The 17249-nt window shown below is 67.4% G+C and carries 15 protein-coding genes; 6 read left to right on the top strand and 9 right to left on the bottom strand.

Annotated features, from left to right (window positions below):
• Window positions 1–4: 4 nt before the first annotated feature.
• Complete coding sequence (puuE, locus tag ACSQ3D_RS01705; RefSeq protein ID WP_436125711.1) at window positions 5–964, bottom strand: allantoinase PuuE; 960 nt, start codon at window positions 962–964, stop codon at window positions 5–7.
• Between the two features lie 41 nt (window positions 965–1005).
• Entirely contained in the window at window positions 1006–1674 is a 669-nt protein-coding gene (locus ACSQ3D_RS01700) for a GntR family transcriptional regulator (protein ID WP_436125710.1), read from the bottom strand.
• A gap of 91 nt (window positions 1675–1765) precedes the next feature.
• Here ACSQ3D_RS01700 and uraH point away from each other — a divergent pair, with 91 nt between their 5' ends.
• Window positions 1766–2119 carry a hydroxyisourate hydrolase gene (gene uraH, locus ACSQ3D_RS01695; RefSeq protein ID WP_436125709.1) on the top strand — a complete coding sequence of 118 codons (354 nt, stop codon included), beginning with the start codon at window positions 1766–1768 and terminating at the stop codon, window positions 2117–2119.
• A gap of 97 nt (window positions 2120–2216) precedes the next feature.
• Here the strand turns inward: uraH and ACSQ3D_RS01690 are convergent, their stop codons facing one another.
• Window positions 2217–2702 (bottom strand): hypothetical protein, encoded by a 486-nt coding sequence (locus ACSQ3D_RS01690; RefSeq protein ID WP_436126164.1) that lies wholly within the window; start codon window positions 2700–2702, stop codon window positions 2217–2219.
• Between the two features lie 146 nt (window positions 2703–2848).
• Between ACSQ3D_RS01690 and xdhC the strand changes: the two genes are divergently transcribed.
• Window positions 2849–3664 (top strand): xanthine dehydrogenase accessory protein XdhC, encoded by an 816-nt coding sequence (gene xdhC, locus ACSQ3D_RS01685; protein WP_436125708.1) that lies wholly within the window; start codon window positions 2849–2851, stop codon window positions 3662–3664.
• A gap of 446 nt (window positions 3665–4110) precedes the next feature.
• On the opposite strand, the gene ACSQ3D_RS01680 is transcribed toward xdhC, so the two are convergent.
• The 3 genes from ACSQ3D_RS01680 to araD all read right to left on the bottom strand — a co-directional run bounded on the left by ACSQ3D_RS01680 (window position 4111) and on the right by araD (window position 7644).
• Window positions 4111–5094, bottom strand: coding sequence for a Bug family tripartite tricarboxylate transporter substrate binding protein (locus ACSQ3D_RS01680; RefSeq protein WP_436125707.1), 984 nt, complete (start codon window positions 5092–5094; stop codon window positions 4111–4113).
• Between the two features lie 93 nt (window positions 5095–5187).
• Complete coding sequence (locus ACSQ3D_RS01675; RefSeq protein WP_436125706.1) at window positions 5188–5898, bottom strand: ribonuclease activity regulator RraA; 711 nt, start codon at window positions 5896–5898, stop codon at window positions 5188–5190.
• A 15-nt stretch (window positions 5899–5913) separates the two neighbouring features.
• On the bottom strand, window positions 5914–7644 hold the full coding sequence (araD, locus tag ACSQ3D_RS01670; RefSeq protein ID WP_436125705.1) for an L-arabinonate dehydratase: 1731 nt from the start codon (window positions 7642–7644) through the stop codon (window positions 5914–5916).
• A gap of 52 nt (window positions 7645–7696) precedes the next feature.
• On the opposite strand from araD, the gene ACSQ3D_RS01665 reads away from it, so the two are divergent.
• Window positions 7697–8392, top strand: a complete 696-nt coding sequence (locus ACSQ3D_RS01665; protein ID WP_436125704.1) for a GntR family transcriptional regulator — start codon at window positions 7697–7699, stop codon at window positions 8390–8392.
• Window positions 8393–8669: 277 nt separating this feature from the next.
• Window positions 8670–9962: a urate hydroxylase PuuD gene (locus ACSQ3D_RS01660; protein ID WP_436125703.1), complete on the top strand. Its 1293-nt coding sequence runs from the start codon at window positions 8670–8672 to the stop codon at window positions 9960–9962.
• 121 nt (window positions 9963–10083) lie between these two features.
• Here ACSQ3D_RS01660 and ACSQ3D_RS01655 read toward each other — a convergent pair whose 3' ends face one another.
• Together ACSQ3D_RS01655 and ACSQ3D_RS01650 are read right to left on the bottom strand one after the other, a co-directional pair.
• Window positions 10084–10590: a hypothetical protein gene (locus tag ACSQ3D_RS01655; protein ID WP_436125702.1), complete on the bottom strand. Its 507-nt coding sequence runs from the start codon at window positions 10588–10590 to the stop codon at window positions 10084–10086.
• A gap of 229 nt (window positions 10591–10819) precedes the next feature.
• Window positions 10820–12700: an EAL domain-containing protein gene (locus ACSQ3D_RS01650; RefSeq protein ID WP_436125701.1), complete on the bottom strand. Its 1881-nt coding sequence runs from the start codon at window positions 12698–12700 to the stop codon at window positions 10820–10822.
• A gap of 238 nt (window positions 12701–12938) precedes the next feature.
• On the opposite strand from ACSQ3D_RS01650, the gene ACSQ3D_RS01645 reads away from it, so the two are divergent.
• Both ACSQ3D_RS01645 and ACSQ3D_RS01640 read left to right on the top strand, forming a co-directional pair.
• Entirely contained in the window at window positions 12939–13562 is a 624-nt protein-coding gene (locus tag ACSQ3D_RS01645) for a Crp/Fnr family transcriptional regulator (protein ID WP_056416381.1), read from the top strand.
• A 322-nt stretch (window positions 13563–13884) separates the two neighbouring features.
• Complete coding sequence (locus ACSQ3D_RS01640; protein WP_396502999.1) at window positions 13885–15993, top strand: diguanylate cyclase; 2109 nt, start codon at window positions 13885–13887, stop codon at window positions 15991–15993.
• Between the two features lie 199 nt (window positions 15994–16192).
• Here the strand turns inward: ACSQ3D_RS01640 and ACSQ3D_RS01635 are convergent, their stop codons facing one another.
• The gene (locus ACSQ3D_RS01635; RefSeq protein WP_056415909.1) at window positions 16193–17236 is read right to left on the bottom strand and encodes a VWA domain-containing protein; all 1044 of its coding nucleotides are present in this window, start codon (window positions 17234–17236) and stop codon (window positions 16193–16195) included.
• Window positions 17237–17249: the final 13 nt, after the last annotated feature.

Raw genomic sequence — 17249 nt, 5'->3', positions numbered from 1 at the left:
GGTGTCAGCCTGCTTTCTGAGAAGGGTAGGGGTGCGCCTGTTTCCAGTGGCGCGCGATGTCGATGCGGCGGCACACCCACACGTCGCTGTGCTGCTGGATGTGGTCCAGGAATCGCTGCAGCGCCGTGATGCGGCCGGGGCGGCCGAGCAGGCGGCAGTGCATGCCGATGCTCATCATCTTGGGCGCGTTGTCGCCGGCGGGGTCGCCTTCGGCGTACAGCGCGTCGAACGTGTCCTTCATGTACTGGTAGAAAGGGTCCGCGTGCGAGTAGCCCTGCGGCAGTGCAAAGCGCATGTCGTTGCAGTCCAGTGTGTACGGCACGATGAGCTGGGGCACGGTGGCTCCATTGCTCTTTTTCACGTCCATCCAGAACGGCAGGTCGTCGCCGTAGTAGTCGCTGTCGTACTCGAAGCCGCCGAAGTCGGCCACGAGGCGGCGGGTGTTGGGGCTGTCGCGGCCGGTGTACCAGCCCAGGGCCCTGTGCCCGGTCATGCGCTGGATGATCTCCATGGCTTCGGCCATGTGGGCACGCTCGACTTCTTCGGGGATGTGCTGGTAGTGGATCCACTTGAGGCCGTGGCAGGCGATCTCGTGGCCCAGTTGCACGAAGGCCTGGGTCAGCTCGGGGTGGCGCTGCAGCGCGCTGGAGACGCCGAACACGGTGAGCGGCAGCTCGCGCTTTTCGAACTCGCGCAGGATGCGCCACACGCCGGCCCGCGAGCCGTATTCGTAGATGCCTTCCATGCTCATGTGCCGCTCGGGGTAGCTCGCGGGGTTGAACATTTCGGACAGGAACTGCTCGCTGCCTGCATCGCCGTGCAGCACGGCGTTCTCGCCGCCTTCTTCGTAGTTGAGCACGAACTGCACGGCAATGCGCGCACCGCCCGGCCACTGTGCGTGGGGCGGGGTCTTGCCGTAGCCGATGAGGTCGCGGGGGTAGGGCTGGGTGGAGTCGTAGATCATGGGCGTCGGGGATTCAAGGGGTCATGTCACGGACGGGAATGTCACGCGCTGAGCGCGGCGGCCAGGTCGCTGGCCGGGCGCTTGCGGTCGAAGGTCAGGCTGGCCTCCACATGTTCCAGGTGGGCCTGCATGAGGGAGACGGCCAGGGCTTCGTCTCGCGCGGCCAGGGCCGCCACGATGTCGCCATGCTCCTCGTGGGAATGCTCGGCGGCGCTGGCCGACTGGTACATCAGCGTGATGAGCGCGCAGCGCGAGATCAGGTCGCCCAGCATCTGCGCCAGCACCTCGTTGCCCATGAGCTCGGCCATGCGCACGTGGAAGTCGCCCAGCAGCTCGGTGCGGCTGCTCGCATCGGCCGTGGCCATGACAGCCTTCTCGCTGGCCACGTGGGCGCGCAGCGCCTTGATCTTGGCGGGGGTCACGCTCTGCACGAAGGCGCGCGTCATCTCGGTCTCGAGCATGCGGCGCACGGCGAACACCTGGCGGGCTTCTTCCACCGACGGGGTGGACACGAACGCGCCGCGCGCGGGCTCCAGCGTCACGAGCCGGTTCTGTGCCAGCTGGAACAGCGCCTGGCGGACCAGCGTGCGCGACACGCCGAAGTGGTCGGCCAGTTTCTGCTCGGCCAGCTTGGTGCCCGGCTGCAGGCGGTGCTCCACGATGGCGCGGGTCAGCGCCTCGACAATCGCACTGGTGGATGAGGATTCCATGGCTGCATGATAGGTGGATTGGATAAAAGTGTATACACTTTTGGTCTACAGGTCGCGCTGTTCCGGCCTGCTTTCTTCAGGAGAATCCCCAATGGGCTTGAGCACACACGTTCTGGACACGATGCACGGCTGCCCCGCCGCCGGCATGGAAGTGGCGCTGTACTCCACGGACGGCGACGACAACGCCACGCTGATCAAGCGCCTGGTGCTGAACCACGACGGCCGCACCGATGCGCCGCTGTTCGACAACGCCAGCCTGCGCACCGGCACCTACCGGCTGCGTTTCAATGTGGCGGGGTACTTCAGGGCGCGGGGCGTGCAACTGCCCGAGCCCAATTTTCTGAACCAGGTGAGCCTGGACTTCGGCATTGCGCACACCGACCAGCACTACCACGTGCCGCTGCTGGTAAGCCCGTGGAGCTATTCGACGTACCGAGGATCTTGAGTGCTATGAGATAGATAGCGAGTGGCGCTTGCCAGATGCGGGCTTCAGGCCAAAAGAACTTGAAGCCCAATACAGTCAAGCGCGAGACGCTATCTTTTTAAAGCTGTCCTTCGGTCAGGGTGTCCAGCTGGAACTTGCCGCTCTTGTCCCACAGCCAGGTCTCGGTGTAGGTGACCTTGCCCAGGCGGGTGGGCGCCGGGAAGGGCGCTGCGGCGCGCACGGTGCGCTCGATTTCCTTGATCACCTCGGGCGCGTGGCGCGGGGCGCGCAGCCAGTTCAGGCGGTTGACCTTGCCGGTGCGGTCGATGTCCACTTCCAGCACGCCGATGGCATACAGCTGCGGCGGCAGCTTGCCCTTGAAGATGCGTTCGCTGTTGAGTCCGTACAGGTGGGTGGCGCCGTCCTGGCGGTAGGCTTTGGGCGTGGCGGCGGCCGATGCGCGGGCCGAGCCTGCGGCGGCGGGCACGGGGCCTTTCACGGCCGGGGTGTCCGGGGCCGAGGGCGAACGGCTTTCCGGCTCGGGCGTCGGGGTGGGTTCAGGGCCGGACCTGCAGGCTGCGACCAGGGCCGCACCTGCGGCCATGATGCCTGCCAGCAGCCAGTGGCTGCGCTTGCCGTTGGGGCCTGGGGGCGGGGTGTTGGACATGGTGGGGTGGCTCGTGGTGGGTGGCCGAAGGCGCTCGCCGTTCAGGCGGCGCCGCCGGGCCTGATGTAAGTACGAAAAGGACGATGGCGGTGGAACACTTGCGTTTGTTGCTGGAAGGCCTTGCGGCCGCGCCTGCCTGCCTGGTCAGGGTGGAGTCTACCCAAGGGTCCGTGCCGCGTGAACCCGGGGCCTGGATGGCCGTGTTTGCCGATGGGTTCGTTGGCACCATCGGCGGCGGGCACCTGGAGCACCAGGCCATGGCGGAGGCGCGCCGACGTCTGGCGGGCGTACCGTCGTCGCCGGGCAATGGCCCGATGCGCTTTGCGCTCGGCCCGGCGCTGGGCCAGTGCTGCGGCGGGGTGGTGCACCTGACGTTCGAGCTGCTGACCGCAGGCGACGCGCCCACGCTGGCCGATAGCCTCGCGCCCCGGCTGCACCCCGTGGCGCTGTTCGGCGGCGGGCACGTGGGCCATGCGCTGGCGCGGGTACTGGCGCCGTTGCCGTTTGCGCTGACCTGGATCGACAGCCGCGACGGGATCTTTCTGCAGCCTGCGCCGGATGGCGTGGCCTGCGAGCATTCGGACCCGGTGCAGATGGCGGTGCCGGGGCTGGCGCCGGGCACGCGGGTGCTGATCATGAGCTTCAGCCATGCCGAAGACCTGGACGTGGTGGCCGCCTGCCTGCGCCGCCAGCGGGAGCGGCAGGATCTGCCGTTCATCGGCCTCATCGGCAGCAAGACCAAGTGGGCGACTTTTTCGAACCGACTGCACGGACGCGGATTCGCGCAGGAGGAGCTGGCGCAGATCACCTGCCCGATCGGCGTCCCGGGCATTGGGGGCAAGGAGCCCGAGGTGATTGCAGTGGCGGTGGCTGCGCAGTTGCTGCAGACGCTGGGTTAAATTTTCCGGAAGACGGCGAGGCGTTAGTGCGGCCCTTCGACAGGCTCAGGGTGAGCGGGCGGGGGGCGTTGGCAAGGGACTCGCGAGTCACCACCTCCCGTTCGGACTGAGCTTGTCGAAGTCAGGTTACGGCCTGTGTGCGGCCCTTCGACAAGCTCAGGGTGAACGGTTTGGGGGGGGTGATGAGGCTCCGTATTTCATGCTCAGCACTCCACTCCCCGCATTCCCCTGGTCTATGTTCCAAACTCCGTTCGGACTGAGCTTGTCGAAGTCGGGCACGGTCTGCGTGCAACCCTTCGACAGGCTCAGGGTGAACGGTCGAGGGAGCGCTGAGAACAGGGGTTCGCGCATCTGCACTCCCCCGTTCAGACTGAGCTTGTCGAGTTCAGGGCGCTGCATGAATGAACACGTCGCCCCCAGGAGATTGCACTGTCACCCCTTCGCCATCAATCGGCCGTCGCCCCCGACTTCTTCACCAGCGCCGCCCAGCGCGGGATCTCCTTGGCCATGTGCTCGCGCAGTTCTTCGGGCGTGCTGCCCACAATCTCCATGGCCAACTGGTCGGTCAGCTTGGCTTTCACGTCGGGCTGCTTCAGGGCCTTGACGATCTCGGCATGCAGCCGCTGGATGATGGGCCGCGGTGTTCCCTTGGGGACGTAGATCGCCTGCCACGACGACATCTCAAAGCCTGCGATGCCCGACTCGATCATGGTCGGCAGCTCGGGCGCCAGGGTGATGCGCTGGCCCGTGGTCACGGCCAGCAGCTTGAGCTTGCCGGCCTTGACCAGCGGCAGCGCGGCGGTGAGCTGGTCGAACATGAAGGGCACCTCGCCCGCAGCGACATCCGTCATGGCGGGCGGCGTGCCCTTGTACGGCACGTGGGTGAGCGGCACGCCGATCAGGTCGGCCAGCATCTCGCCCGCCAGGTGGGTCGACGTGCCCGCGCCGGACGATGCGAACATCCGCTTGCTGGGGTCTTTCTTGAGCAGCGCGATGAGGTCGGCCACCGAGTTCACGCCCAGCTGGGCGTTGACGATGAGCACATTGGGCAGGCGCGCGACCAGCGTCACCGGCTCGAAGTCCTTCATGGGGTCGTAGGGCAGCTTCTTGTACAGGCTGGCGTTGATGGCATGCGTGCTGATGGTGCCGCCGAACAGCGTGTAGCCGTCGGGCGCGGCCTTGGCCACGTAGGCCGCGCCGATGCCGCCGGCCTGGCCGGGCTTGTTCTCCACCACGACGGATTGCTTCAGGCTCTCCTGCAGTTTGTGGGCCACGGTGCGGCCCACGATGTCGGTGGAGCCGCCGGCAGTGAACGGCACCACGTAGGTGATGGGCTTGGCGGCGGGCCAGTCCTGGGCCTGGGCGTAGGGTGTGCCCAGCAGGGCGAACAAGGCCAGCAGCGGGGCTGCGGCGCGGTGGATGGACGGCATGGTTTTGTCTCCGGGTGGTGGTGAAGGTCGGGCGCCCTGGCGTTTTTCGCTCTGGGTGGGCTGCCCGGGTGGCTCAGAAGGTGAGCGAGTTTTTCAGCGCCCTTGTGCGGCGCGCCAGGTGGCGAAGTCGGTGCGCGCCTGCTCGTCGCTGGGCGGGTACAGGCCGATGATGGAGCGGCCACCCAGCACCTGTTCCTGCACGAAGTCCTCGAACACGGTCATCTCGGTGGCCTCGGCGGCGACTTCGTCGGCCAAGTGCGCGGGGATCACGATCACGCCTTCGGCGTCGCCCACGACCACGTCACCGGGGAACACCGGCGCATCGCCGCAGCCGATGGGACCGTTGATCTCGATGGCCTCGTGCAGCGTGAGGTTGGTGGGGGCGCTGGGCCGGGCGTGGTAGGCGGGCATGCTGTATTGGGCGATGTCCGGACTGTCGCGAAAGCCGCCGTCGGTGACCACGCCGGCCACACCGCGCTGCATGAGTCGCGCCACCAGGATGCCGCCGGCCGATGCCGCCCGCGCGTCCTTGCGGCTGTCGATGACCAGCACCGCGCCCACGGGGCACTGCTCCACGGCCACGCGCTGGGGGTGGTCGCGGTTCTGGAAGACACCGATGGGGTTGCGGTCCTCCCGCGCCGGCATGTAGCGCAGCGTGAAGGCCTCGCCCACCATGTTGGGCAGGTCCGGGTTCAGGGGCAGCACGCCCTGGATGAACTGGTTGCGCAGGCCGCGCTTGAAGAGTGCGGTGCACAGCGTGGCGGTGCTGACCTTCATCAGCAGCGCGCGGGTGGCGGGGGTCATGGGCATCAGCTCCGTTCAGAAAATATCGGGTTCGGGAACCGCCTTGCCGAAGGTGGTTTCCAGGAAGTCGAAGTCGCAGCCCTCGTCGGCCTGCAGGATGTGCCGGCCGAACATCCAGCCGTAGCCGCGCTCGTAGCGCGGGGGCGGCGGCGTCCAGGCGCCGCGGCGTGTGGCGAGTTCGTCGTCGGTGATCTCCAGGTGGATGGTGCGGGCGGGCACGTCCACCGTGATGCGGTCCCCAGTGCGCACCAGCGCCAGCGGGCCGCCCACGGCCGCCTCGGGCGAGCAGTGCAGCAGGCAGCCGCCATAGCTGGTGCCGCTCATGCGGGCGTCGGACAGGCGCAGCATGTCTGTCACGCCTTGCTTGAGCAGCTTGGTGGGGATGGGCAGCATGCCCCATTCGGGCATGCCGGCGCCGCGCGGGCCGGCGTTGCGCAGCACCAGGATGTCGTCGCCCGTGACGTCGAGGTCCGGGTCGTCCACCGCCTTCTTGAGCGAGGGGTAGTCGTCGAACACCAGCGCCCGGCCCGTGTGGCGCAGCAGGTGCGGCGCGCAGGCGCTGGGCTTGATGACCACGCCGTCGGGCGCCAGGTTGCCGCGCAGCACGGCCAGCGCGCCTTCGGCGTAGATGGGGTTGTCGATGGGGCGGATCACGTCGTCGTGGTAGACCTCGGCGCCCGCGATGTTCTCGCCCAGGGTCTTGCCGTTGACGGTGAGCGCATCGGTGTGCAGGTGGCCGCGGATGCGCTCCAGCAGGGCGCGCAGGCCGCCTGCGTAGAAGAAGTCTTCCATCAGGTAGGCGTCGCCGCTCGGGCGTATGTTGGCGATCACCGGCACGCGCCGGCTGGCCGCGTCGAAGTCGGACAGGTCCACCGGGTGCCCCGCGCGGCGCGACATGGCGATGAGGTGGATGATGGCGTTGGTCGAGCAGCCCATGGCCATTGCGCAGGCGATGCCGTTCTCGAAGTGGGCGCGGGTGAGCATCTTCGCGGGCGTGAGGTCGTCCCACACCATCTCGACGATGCGGCGCCCGCACTCGGCGCTCATGCGCACATGGTTGGCGTCGGCGGCCGGAATGCTGGACGCGCCGGGCAGCGCCAGACCCACGGCCTCGGCGATGCCCATCATGGTGGCGGCCGTGCCCATGGTCATGCAGGTGCCGTGGCTGCGCGCGATGCCGGCTTCCATCTCGCTCCAGGCCTGATCGGACAGGCGGCCTGCGCGGCGCTCGTCCCAGTACTTGAAGGCGTCCGAGCCCGAGCCCAGCACCTTGCCGCGCCAGTTGCCGCGCAGCATGGGCCCGGCGGGCAGGTAGATGAAGGGCAGACCCATGCTGAGCGCGCCCATGGTCAGGCCCGGCGTGGTCTTGTCGCAGCCGCCCATCAGCACCGCGCCGTCCACCGGGTGGCTGCGCAGCAGCTCTTCGGTTTCCATCGCGAGGAAGTTGCGGTACAGCATGGTGGTGGGCTTGACCATGCTCTCGCTCAGCGAGATGGCCGGCAGCTCCAGCGGAAAGCCACCCGCCTGCAGGATGCCGCGCTTGACGTCGTCCACCCGCTGCTTGAAGTGCGAGTGGCACTGGTTGGCGTCGCTCCAGGTGTTGATGATGGCGATGACGGGCTTGCCCATCCAGTCGTCGTAGCCGTAGCCCATCTGCAAGACGCGCGAGCGGTGGCCGAAGGAGCGGAAGTCGTCAGCAGCGAACCAGCGGGCGCTGCGCAAGGAATCTGGGGTACGTCGGGTCATCGTGGTGCATTAAAACACTAATATATCACTCGCGCAATGCGAGAATCTTTTGATGTCTTTGACCCGCAAAATCAAGCTGGACCGCTCGCGCCTGGCCGCTCCCCAGGTGCTGGAAACGCTGCGCCACGCCATCCTGTCGCTGGAGCTGGCGCCGGGCGCGGTGCTGGTGCGCAGCGAGCTGGCCCAGCAGTTCGGCGTGAGCCAGACGCCGGTGCGCGAAGCGCTGTTGCGGTTGGAGGAAGAAGGGCTGGTGGATGTGTTCCCCCAGCACGCCACGTTGGTCTCGCGCATCGACGTGGCGGCGGCGCGCGAGGCGCATTTTCTGCGGCGCTCCATTGAACTCGAAATCCTGCACCAGCTCGCGGCCGAGGCGCCGCCGGGCCTGCTGGCACAGCTGGAGGCGCAGATCGCGCTGCAGGCATCGCTGGCTGCGGCGCAGCGCTACGGCGACTTTGTCGATGCCGACCGGCGCTTTCACCAGCTCATGTACGACGCCGCGGCGGTGCCGGGGCTCTGGGTGCTGGTGGAGAGATCGTCCGGCCATGTTGACCGGCTCCGCCGCCTGCACCTACCCACGGCGGGCAAGACCGAGGCCATTTTGGCGGACCACCGTGCCATCGTGGCGGCCTTGGGCCAGGGCGACGCTGCGCGCGCCCAGCAAGCCGCGCGGGACCACCTGTCTGGCACGCTGAGTGCGGTCGATGCCATCTGCGCACAGTACCCGGACTACATTGCGGTAGACCGCTGACCGGCCGCCTGCCTCTATCCTCGGGACAACCCGGGGGTTTGCCTGCTGGCTTCCAAGGCGGAAAGTGCATACACTTCGTGTCCACAAACAGTGGTCGCAGCGGTGCCCCGGCATGCCAATTGCATGCCAAGGTGCGCGACCTCCTGGAACGTGTTGGCGATCTACCCGTTGTGGAAGATCACCAGCCCGTTCTGTCTTGCTCAGAGCGCCCGCAGTGGTGAGCAGGTTGCACACAGGCGGCGCGCCCTGCGCCGCCAAAGTTGATTGAGAGATTTCCATGGAAAGCTACTTTCTCGACTGGGCCAACCTGCTGCTGCGCTGGGTCCATGTCATCACCGCCATCGCCTGGATCGGCTCGTCGTTCTACTTCGTCTTTCTGGACAGCAGCCTCACGCCGCCCGAGGATGAAGACCTGAAGAAGCAGGGCGTCTCCGGCGAACTCTGGGCCGTGCACGGCGGCGGTTTCTACCACCCGGTCAAGTTCGCCGTCTCGCCGCCCAAGCTGCCCGGCCACCTGCACTGGTTCTTCTGGGAAAGCTACAGCACCTGGATCAGCGGTTTTGCGCTGTTCACGGTGTCATACCTGTACAGCGCCAGCACCTACCTCATCGACAAGTCGCGCATGGACTGGGCCCCCGCCACGGCCATCGTGGTGGCGCTGGCGTTCTTCGTCGTGTTCTGGCTGCTGTACGACGCGATCTGCCGCATCTTCGGCCAGAAGAAGAACGGCGACGCCATCGTGGGCGCGCTGGTGTTCGGGCTGGTGTGCATCGCATCGTGGCTGGCCTGCCACTGGTTTGCAGGGCGCGCCGCCTTCCTGCTGGTGGGCGCGATGATCGCCACCGCGATGAGCGCCAACGTGTTCTTCTGGATCATCCCCGGCCAGCGCACCGTGATCCGCCAGATCCGCACCGGCCAGGACGTGGACCCCATCCACGGCAAGCGCGGCAAGCAGCGCAGCGTGCACAACACCTACTTCACGCTGCCGGTGCTGTTTGCGATGCTGAGCAACCACTACAGCTTTACCTGGAGCCACCCGCAGAACTGGCTGGTGCTGATCCTCATGATGTTCGCCGGCGCCGCCATCCGCCAGTTCTTCGTGGCGCGCCACGGCTACAAGCTGGGCCGCAACGGCAACCCGCTGCCGTACGCGCTGGTGGGCGTGGTGGTCATCCTGGGCGTGATCGCGTGGATGCGGCCTGCGCCGGTGGTGGCGACTGCGGCGCCTGCAGCGTCGACAGCGCCTGCTGCCGGGGCTGCTACTGCAGCGGGATCTGCTCCTGTTTCAGTAGCTGCTGGCGCAAGCACAGCAAGCGGTATCGGCCAAAATGACTATGCAACGCTGCAACCCGTGCTGGCCCAGCGCTGCTACATGTGCCACGGCGAGCAGGTGCAGATGAAGAACCTGCGGCTGGACGCGCCCGCCAGCGTCAAGCAGCATGCACAGGCTATCTACCAGCAAGTGGTGGTGCAGAAGTTGATGCCAATGAACAATGCGACCGGCATGACGGATGCGGAGCGGGCGCTGGTCAAGCGGTGGTTCGAGGCGGGGGCGGTGACGGGGCCTTGAGACGGCTCGGCTCGTCCACTGGCAGCATACAACCAGCCCCAGCAGGTGGCGGTTAGAGAGGTCGGATGCTTGATAACTCACCAAAGACCACGACCCTACCTTGCGCGTCTGCTGGCTAACGTTATCCCTCCACCTCAAACTCAGCGGCTCCGGAGGACACGGATACATACGGAGCCACCGCCTTGAGCGCTGTGACTACCTTTATAGCGGGTGTGAGGTTGACACGAATCGTGGCGATTCCCTCGCTAATCTCCATGTGCACGCGGACGGCTGAGCCAAGAGGTACGTTCTGGATGGACCGAACTTCAACTTCCTTACCGTCTGCGATGTGTCGGAAGCCGACTACCAAATAGTCATCGGACGGGCGGTTTCGGACGGCCAGTACATGCACGCTGTCATTGCGGTTCGTACCTTGATGCAGGCCCATATACGCTGCGGGAGGCCATTTGGCTGATGTATCGAATTCGACAATCCGAAATTCGCCGCGGATCGATGCGGCAGTACTTGCAGGGCCCGTAGAGGTTGCATCGAATTGCCCCGGCTTGGCGCGCAGCGTGAGCTTTTGCGTCTTCGAATAGCCTGGTAATGAGGAGAGGGCAACTGCGGCCAACAAGGTGCGACGGAGCATGACCATAGGAATTGCTGCAACTTAGACCGCGAAATCTGCACCATAGCCCTGCCAAGTCGGAAAGCTTTTTGACACTCATCCCTACTGACAATGGTGTGTCCGGGTGGCGATGCAGGACTGTTGTGTCACCCACGCGCAAATTCCACAAATCCCGCAGGCTTGACCACCAAACTATAGCTTGCGGAAGCGCGAAGCTCGCTCACGACGCTATCCGCTCCACGTCATTGCGCTACGCTGCCAACACCTCTTGAAGCGCACGGGCGAGCGCCAAACCGTCTGGCGCCGACTCTGCCGTTGCGCCGTGCAACACCACGCCGGTTCCCGCCTGCTTGGCCTCGTGCTTCGCAACCGCCGCCAAGTTAGCCACCTCTTCCGCATGCCGAAACCGCCCCGGCATGATCCGCACCGCGCCGATCGACAGCGTGGTGCACGGAAAGAACCGCTGCACCCCATGCCGGTCCTCGGCCTCGATACCGCCCGCCTTGCGCGCCGCGTCGTCGAACAGGGTGAGCGCCTCGCGCGCAAATTCATCCACGATGTTCTTGCAGCGCTGCAGCCAGTTGCTGCTCTGGAACACCAGCATGAAATCGTCCCCGCCCACATGCCCCACGAAGTCTCGGCGGGCGTCGCAGTGGGCCGTGGCCAGGCGGGCCACCAGGCGGATCATCTGGTCGCCGCGCCAGTAGCCGTAGTGGTCGTTGAAGGGCTTGAAGTTGTTCAGGTCCGCATAGCAGGCGACGAACTCGGTGCCTGCGTCCAGCAAGCGCTGCATGTGCAGGCTGATGGGGATGTTGCCGGGCAGAAAGGTCAGCGGGTTGGCGTGGCGTGCGGCTTCGATGCGGGTCTCGGTCACGGCGCGCACCAGTTGGTCGCCGGTGCCCAGGCCCAGATACCGGCCGTTGTCGGTCACGATGTAGCCGTCGCTCAGGTAACGCTGGTCCTGCGATGTGAGGATGCCCACCAGCTGGTCCACGTCGCAGTCCAGCTCCACCACGCGGGGCGATGGGTTGGCGAAGGCCAGGCACGGCTTGCGCCCGTGCACCTCGCGGAAGTACAGCGTGGCGTAGTGGTTCATGAACTGCTGGCGGTTGATGAGTGCCACCGGCCGTGTCCCGTCCACCACCGCCAGCGCATGCAGTTCGGTGCGTTCGTGGAACAGGGCCGCCACCGCGGCGTTGCTGGTCGCGGGCGATGCCGTGGGCGCCTGCACCACCAGCAGGCTGCGCAGAACGCCAGGGCGTGCGGTCTGCCCCAGGTGCGGCAGCACGGCCACGCGCCGGTCCTGCATCACCTCCAGCGCGGGGCCTTCCACGGCAACGCGCGGGGCGGGGGCCGGACGTCCCAGCAGCCAGCCCTGGCCGTAGGGGATGTCCAGGTCGCGCAGCGCGCGCAGGTCGTCGCGGGTCTCGATGCCTTCGGCGATCAACGTGGTGCCGAACACGTCCGCAATGCCCTTGATGGCCTGCAGCATCTGCAGGTTCTCGGGGTGGTCGCTGATGTCGTGGATGAAGTATTTGTCGATCTTCACGAAGTCGGGTTTGACCTCGGACCACAGGCGCAGGCTGGAGCGGCCGTCGCCGAAGTCGTCCAGCGCCATGCGGGCGCCGCAGGCGTGCACGGCCTTGATGGCCTGGCGCAGCTGCGGCATGTCGCTCACGCGTTCGTGCTCGGTGATTTCCAGTACCAGCATGCGGGCGCTCACGCCGAAGCTGCGCACTACCTCGCCCAGCCGCTCGGCGCCCAGCAAGGTCACGCCATGCACGAGTGCATCGGCGCTGATGTTGACGAACAAACGCCCGGGTGCACCCAGGGCGCCCCATTGTTCGAGCGCCGTGAAGACGCACAGCAGCTCGAAGTCGCGCAGGATGCCTTCGCGCTGGGCCTGTGCCAGCAGCGCGTCAGGGGTGTGCAGCACCGTGCCCTCGGGGCCGCGGATCAGTGCCTCGTGGGCGTACACGGCGCCTTCGCGCAGGTCGGCCAGCGGCTGGAAGACGCAGTGCAGGTGGCCGCCTTGCTGCAGGAGCGCGGCCAGGGGCCCGGTGCCGTCGCGCAGAGTGCACGAGAGCAGCCCCTTCATTGCCGCCAGCCGGCTCTCCAACATGTTCTGCATCGCGTGTTCACCTTGAGCTAGGGACACAAGATACCGGCGGCGCGTGACAGGTTGGTTACAAGTTGTCACGAATCTGCTGCAAGCTGTCTGCGGGGGCGGGTGCGTGTCTGCGCGGCGCTGCGGTGTGTGTTGCGGTGTGTGGGTTTTGCAGCCATCACGGCCCGGCGCGGGCCGCGGCGTGGTGTGGCTTTGATCTGTCTCAATGCCGGCGGGCAGCCCGCGCGGCACAGTCGGACCCATGCTGCCCTCTACCCATTTCTCACTGCCCGCCGCCACCGAGGTGATTGCCGCCGGTGAGGTACTGCGCAGGCGCAACGAGGTGCTGACGTCGGTGCTGCACCTGGAAACCGGCCGTGTGCTGCGCGGTGTGCTCGACGACGGCTGCCTGCGCCACCAGCTGGGGGCGGTGGAGGGGCCGTTCTGGCTCGATGCCGCCTCGGCCCTGCTGGGGATGCCTTTCCCTGTGGACATGGTGGCGGACACCCGGCTGCAGGTGCGGCGGCTTCCCATCGAGGAGTTCCGGCGCAGCCTGTCCGACATGCCCGCCGGTGCCCGCGGCCTGCTGCTGGACATGGCGCAGGGCTACCGCCAGCAGTCCGAGCTGGCCGTGAGCCGCCTGGCGCAGGACGCCGAATCGCGCTGCGCGCAGTGGCTGCTGAACCACGCGCAGCCGGACCACAGCGGCGCGATGCAGGTCACGCTGCACCTGCGCAAGCGCCTGATCGCCGCGCAACTGGGCATTGCCCCCGAAACCTTCTCGCGCGTGCTGCGCCACCTGCGCGAGCTGGGCCTGGTGCACGGCACCGGCAACGTGCTCAACCTGCCGCATCCGCGGGCTCTTCAAACGATGGCCGGGTGCTGACCTGAATTCGCCGCGGGCGGTTTGCAGTAGCAAGCGCAATCAGCGTGTGTAAGCCCAGGCCCGTCGCACACGCACGCCCCCAGGCCAGCGCATCCGTGGATCTGGCTCCGCCAGTCCACCGGGTGCGTCCCCCTCCGGGGGAAGCCGCGCAGCGGCTCAGGGGGGCTTCAAAGTCAGGGTTTTTCCCCGCCCTGGACTGAGGGTTCCACCCAAGCCCCGGGGGGCAGGGGCTGCGTATATTCGTTGGCAAAAGTCCGGTTTCACCCGACCAGCCCATGCCCAACGCCTCCCATCCGCGTCGCATTCCCTCCACGGAGTGCCCATGACGCCCCCGGACCACCCCGCGCTGCCACCAGATGCGCCGGGCTGGTTCGTGCCCGGTTCGCTGGTGCTGCGGCTGATGCTGGTGGCGGTGCTGGCGGTAGCGCTGTCGGGGACGGTGGCGGCCTGGCTGGTCACCCGTGCCTCGGGGCAAGAGGCCATGCGCCGCGTCGTGGCCCAGCAGACCGACGAGGTCGAAGTCGTGGCGCGCTTGCTGGCCAGCAAGATCGAGCAAAGCCAGAAGGTGCTGCGCACCGTGTCGGCAGGCATCACGCCAGCCATGCTCGAATCGCCATCCACCCTGGAATGGCTGCTGCAGCAGGGCCTGCCCGCGGTGCAGTTCTTCGACGCCATGCAGGTTGCCCGCGCCAATGGCGAACTGCGCATGAACCTGCGCGGCGGCCGGATGGAGAAGGCCGCCGACCTGGACCCGGCCGAGCGCGATGCCCTGCGCCGCACGCTGGTCGACGGCAAGCCCCTGGTCTCCGAACTCATCGCGGCGCGCACCAGCGACGCCCGGGTGATGTTCACCATGCCGCTGCACCGTGAGGACGGCTCGGTGCTGGGCGTGGTGGCGGGGGCGCTGCGACTGCAGTCGCAAGGCCTGCTGCCGCCATCGATGACGCTGCCGGCGCGCGACGGCTCGCGGCTCATCGTCTTCACACGCGACGGCACCATCCTGTCGCACACCGATCCCGCGCGCATCCTGGGCAAGGTGCAGGACGAGACCGGGCTGGCGCCCGTGTACATGCGCTGGCTGGACCAGGCACAGCCCGTGGCAGGGCGCGGGGCCACCCACCAGGAGCCCGGGCACATCGTCAGCATGGCGGGCATGCCGTTGCCGCAATGGATCGTGGCGCGGGTGAGCCCGTCGCAGGCGCTGCTGGGCCCGCTGCAGGGCGCCCAGCGCGAAGCCTGGTGGCTGGCGGCTGCCAGCATGGCCCTGTGCATGTTGCTGGTGGCCGTCGCCATGGCCTGGATGGCCCAGCCGTTGGCGCACCTGCGGCACAGCGCACTGCAGATGCTGCGCCGCGACGTGCGGCAGCCGCTGCCCCAGGCGCCCGACATCGACTGGCCCCGCGCGGGCGGCGAGGTGGGCGAACTGGTGCAGGTGTTCCAGGGCCTGGCCCAGCAGGGCAGCCGGGAGCAGATCCACAAGGCCACGCTCGATGGTCAGTTCCAGGCGGTGCTGGACAACGCGTCGGTGGGCATTGTCATCTCGCGCCACGGCATCCTCGAGGTGGTGGGGCGCCAGGCTTGCGTGATGCTGGGCTACACCCCCGGCGAGCTGCAGGGCCGCCCGGCGCGCGCGCTGTACGCGAGCGATGCCGACTACCACCACATCGGCGAACGCGTGCAGGCCGAGTTCGCCGCGCACGGTGCCTTTGACGGCGACGTGTGCTTCATGCGCAAGGACGGCAGCCCAGTGTGGGCACGAGTGCAGGGCCGCGGCGTGCAGCCGGACGAAATGGCGGGCGGCACCGTGTGGATCCTCGAAGACATCACCGCCGCACGCGAAGCCCAGGCCCAGCACGCGTGGGAGCGCACCCACGACGGGCTGACGCAGCTGTACAACCGCACCGCCTTCGACGACCGCCTGGGCCTGCTGCTGGCCGAACGCTCCGCACGCCCCCGCGAGCCGCAGGCCAGCGGCGAGGCGCCGGGCGACGGCGTGGTGCTGTTCCTTGATCTGGACCATTTCACCGTGGTGAACGACATCGCCGGCCACGACGCAGGGGACGACGTGCTGCGCCACGTGGCCCGCCTGCTGGAGTCGCAAGTGCGCCAGGTGGGCTGGGCTGCGCGCCTGGGTGGCGACGAGTTCGCCGTGGTGCTGCCCGGCTGCGCCCTGGCCCGCGGGCAGGCCGTGGCAGAGCAGTTGCGCGCGTCGGTGCAGGCCTGGGAGCCCGCCTACCAGGGCCGCAGCTTCACGCTCGGGGTGAGCATCGGGCTGGTGGTACTCGATGCCAGCCTGCAGGACGTGCCATCGGTGCTGTACGCTGCCGACATGGCCTGCTACGACGCCAAGCGCGCAGGGCGCAACCGGGTGGAGACCCGGCATGCGAACCAGGCGACGGCGTCGTCGAGGATGGCGCTGGGGTCTGCCTGACTTTTCGATGCTGGCGTTGCCGTAGACCGCGGCCCGCGTGAGATGGCTTCAGCCAGTGCACACCGGCGTGCCAGCAGGTGCGCTTTCGATGCATGGGGTGTGGTGCCGATCGGCTTCGAATGGCAATTCTCTCGACGCGGGCCCTGCAAGGCCTGCGCTGTCGATTGCAGGCCAAGAGCGGATCAAAGTCCGGCGAAGGTCACAAAATCCGCCCGTACCACCATACCGACAACCCCGCCGCCAGCAAAGCCAGCACGGCGCCCAGCAGGGCGAAAAGGGACGACACCTCCGTCTCTTTTTTCTCCACCGTCAGGCGTGAACTCAGTGTTTCATAGACCTTTTTCAGGTCTGCCGCGGTGGCCGCATGGAAGTACTCCGCATTGGTGCGCGTGGCCACGGCCTTCAGGGTTTCTTCGTCGAGCCGCACGCGCATGGACCAGCCTTCGAAGCCGATGGTCTCGCCCTGCACCGTACCCACGCCCACCGTGTACACCCGCACGCCACGGTCGGCGGCCCACTTGGCGGCTTCCAGGGGGTCCACGCCGGTGGTGCGCTGGCCGTCGGTCAGCATGATGATGGCGGCCGAGTTGTACGAACCTGGCGCCACGGGCGTGAAGGGCTTGGCCGGGTCCTGCTTGCCGATCTCATCGATGGGCTTGGGGCGCATGGCCTGGCGGCCGCCCAGGGCGGAGATGTCGATGCCTGCATCGGGGAACAGCGTGGCCAGCGACAGCATGATGCCGTTGCCCGTGGCCGTGCCGCGCTGCAACTGAAAGCTGTCGATGGCCTTGACCAGGTCTTCGCGGCTTTGCGTGGGCAGCTGGGCCAGCTGGGCGCTGCCCGCAAACGCGACGATGCCCACGCGAACGTGGCGGGGCAGCTCGGCAATGAAGGCCTTGGCGGCGTTCTGGGCGGCGGTGATGCGGTCGGGCTCCACGTCGGAGGCGCGCATGCTGCCCGACACGTCCATGGCTAGCATGATGGTCTGGTCCTGGGAGGGCAGCGTGATGACGGCCAGCGGCCGTGCGGTCGCCAGCAGCAGGGCGATCAGCGCCAGCAGGAAGAGGGCGGGCGGGATGTGGCGCCGCAGCCGCTGGCCGGGGCCCATGGCTTCGCGCACCAGCGACAGGCTGGAGTAGCTCAGCGCCGTCTTCTTGCGCCGGTGCAGCAGCCACCAGTACAGCAGCACCAGGAGCGGCGCAACCAGCAGCAGCCAGAGCAGGGTGGGCCAGAGAAAAACCATGGTGAGGGTCCTT

Source organism: Acidovorax sp. LjRoot117 (genome assembly GCF_964252695.1).
GTDB lineage: Bacteria > Pseudomonadota > Gammaproteobacteria > Burkholderiales > Burkholderiaceae_C > Acidovorax.
The sequence above is the reverse complement of the archived record's forward strand: the minus strand, read 5'-3'. Positions and strand labels throughout refer to the sequence as shown.

Excerpts from the sequence above, each read along its gene's own strand:
- ACSQ3D_RS01635 (WP_056415909.1), bottom strand. The coding sequence starts at position 17,236 with ATGGTTTTTCTCTGGCCCACCCTGCTCTGGCTGCTGCTGGTTGCGCCG.
- ACSQ3D_RS01700 (WP_436125710.1), bottom strand. The coding sequence starts at position 1,674 with ATGGAATCCTCATCCACCAGTGCGATTGTCGAGGCGCTGACCCGCGCC.
- xdhC (WP_436125708.1), top strand. The coding sequence starts at position 2,849 with ATGGCGGTGGAACACTTGCGTTTGTTGCTGGAAGGCCTTGCGGCCGCG.
- ACSQ3D_RS01665 (WP_436125704.1), top strand. The coding sequence starts at position 7,697 with ATGTCTTTGACCCGCAAAATCAAGCTGGACCGCTCGCGCCTGGCCGCT.
- ACSQ3D_RS01675 (WP_436125706.1), bottom strand. The coding sequence starts at position 5,898 with ATGACCCCCGCCACCCGCGCGCTGCTGATGAAGGTCAGCACCGCCACG.
- ACSQ3D_RS01645 (WP_056416381.1), top strand. The coding sequence starts at position 12,939 with ATGCTGCCCTCTACCCATTTCTCACTGCCCGCCGCCACCGAGGTGATT.
- ACSQ3D_RS01690 (WP_436126164.1), bottom strand. The coding sequence starts at position 2,702 with ATGGCCGCAGGTGCGGCCCTGGTCGCAGCCTGCAGGTCCGGCCCTGAA.
- ACSQ3D_RS01680 (WP_436125707.1), bottom strand. The coding sequence starts at position 5,094 with ATGCCGTCCATCCACCGCGCCGCAGCCCCGCTGCTGGCCTTGTTCGCC.
- uraH (WP_436125709.1), top strand. The coding sequence starts at position 1,766 with ATGGGCTTGAGCACACACGTTCTGGACACGATGCACGGCTGCCCCGCC.
- ACSQ3D_RS01640 (WP_396502999.1), top strand. The coding sequence starts at position 13,885 with ATGACGCCCCCGGACCACCCCGCGCTGCCACCAGATGCGCCGGGCTGG.
- ACSQ3D_RS01655 (WP_436125702.1), bottom strand. The coding sequence starts at position 10,590 with ATGCTCCGTCGCACCTTGTTGGCCGCAGTTGCCCTCTCCTCATTACCA.
- puuE (WP_436125711.1), bottom strand. The coding sequence starts at position 964 with ATGATCTACGACTCCACCCAGCCCTACCCCCGCGACCTCATCGGCTAC.
- ACSQ3D_RS01660 (WP_436125703.1), top strand. The coding sequence starts at position 8,670 with ATGGAAAGCTACTTTCTCGACTGGGCCAACCTGCTGCTGCGCTGGGTC.
- ACSQ3D_RS01650 (WP_436125701.1), bottom strand. The coding sequence starts at position 12,700 with ATGCAGAACATGTTGGAGAGCCGGCTGGCGGCAATGAAGGGGCTGCTC.
- araD (WP_436125705.1), bottom strand. The coding sequence starts at position 7,644 with ATGACCCGACGTACCCCAGATTCCTTGCGCAGCGCCCGCTGGTTCGCT.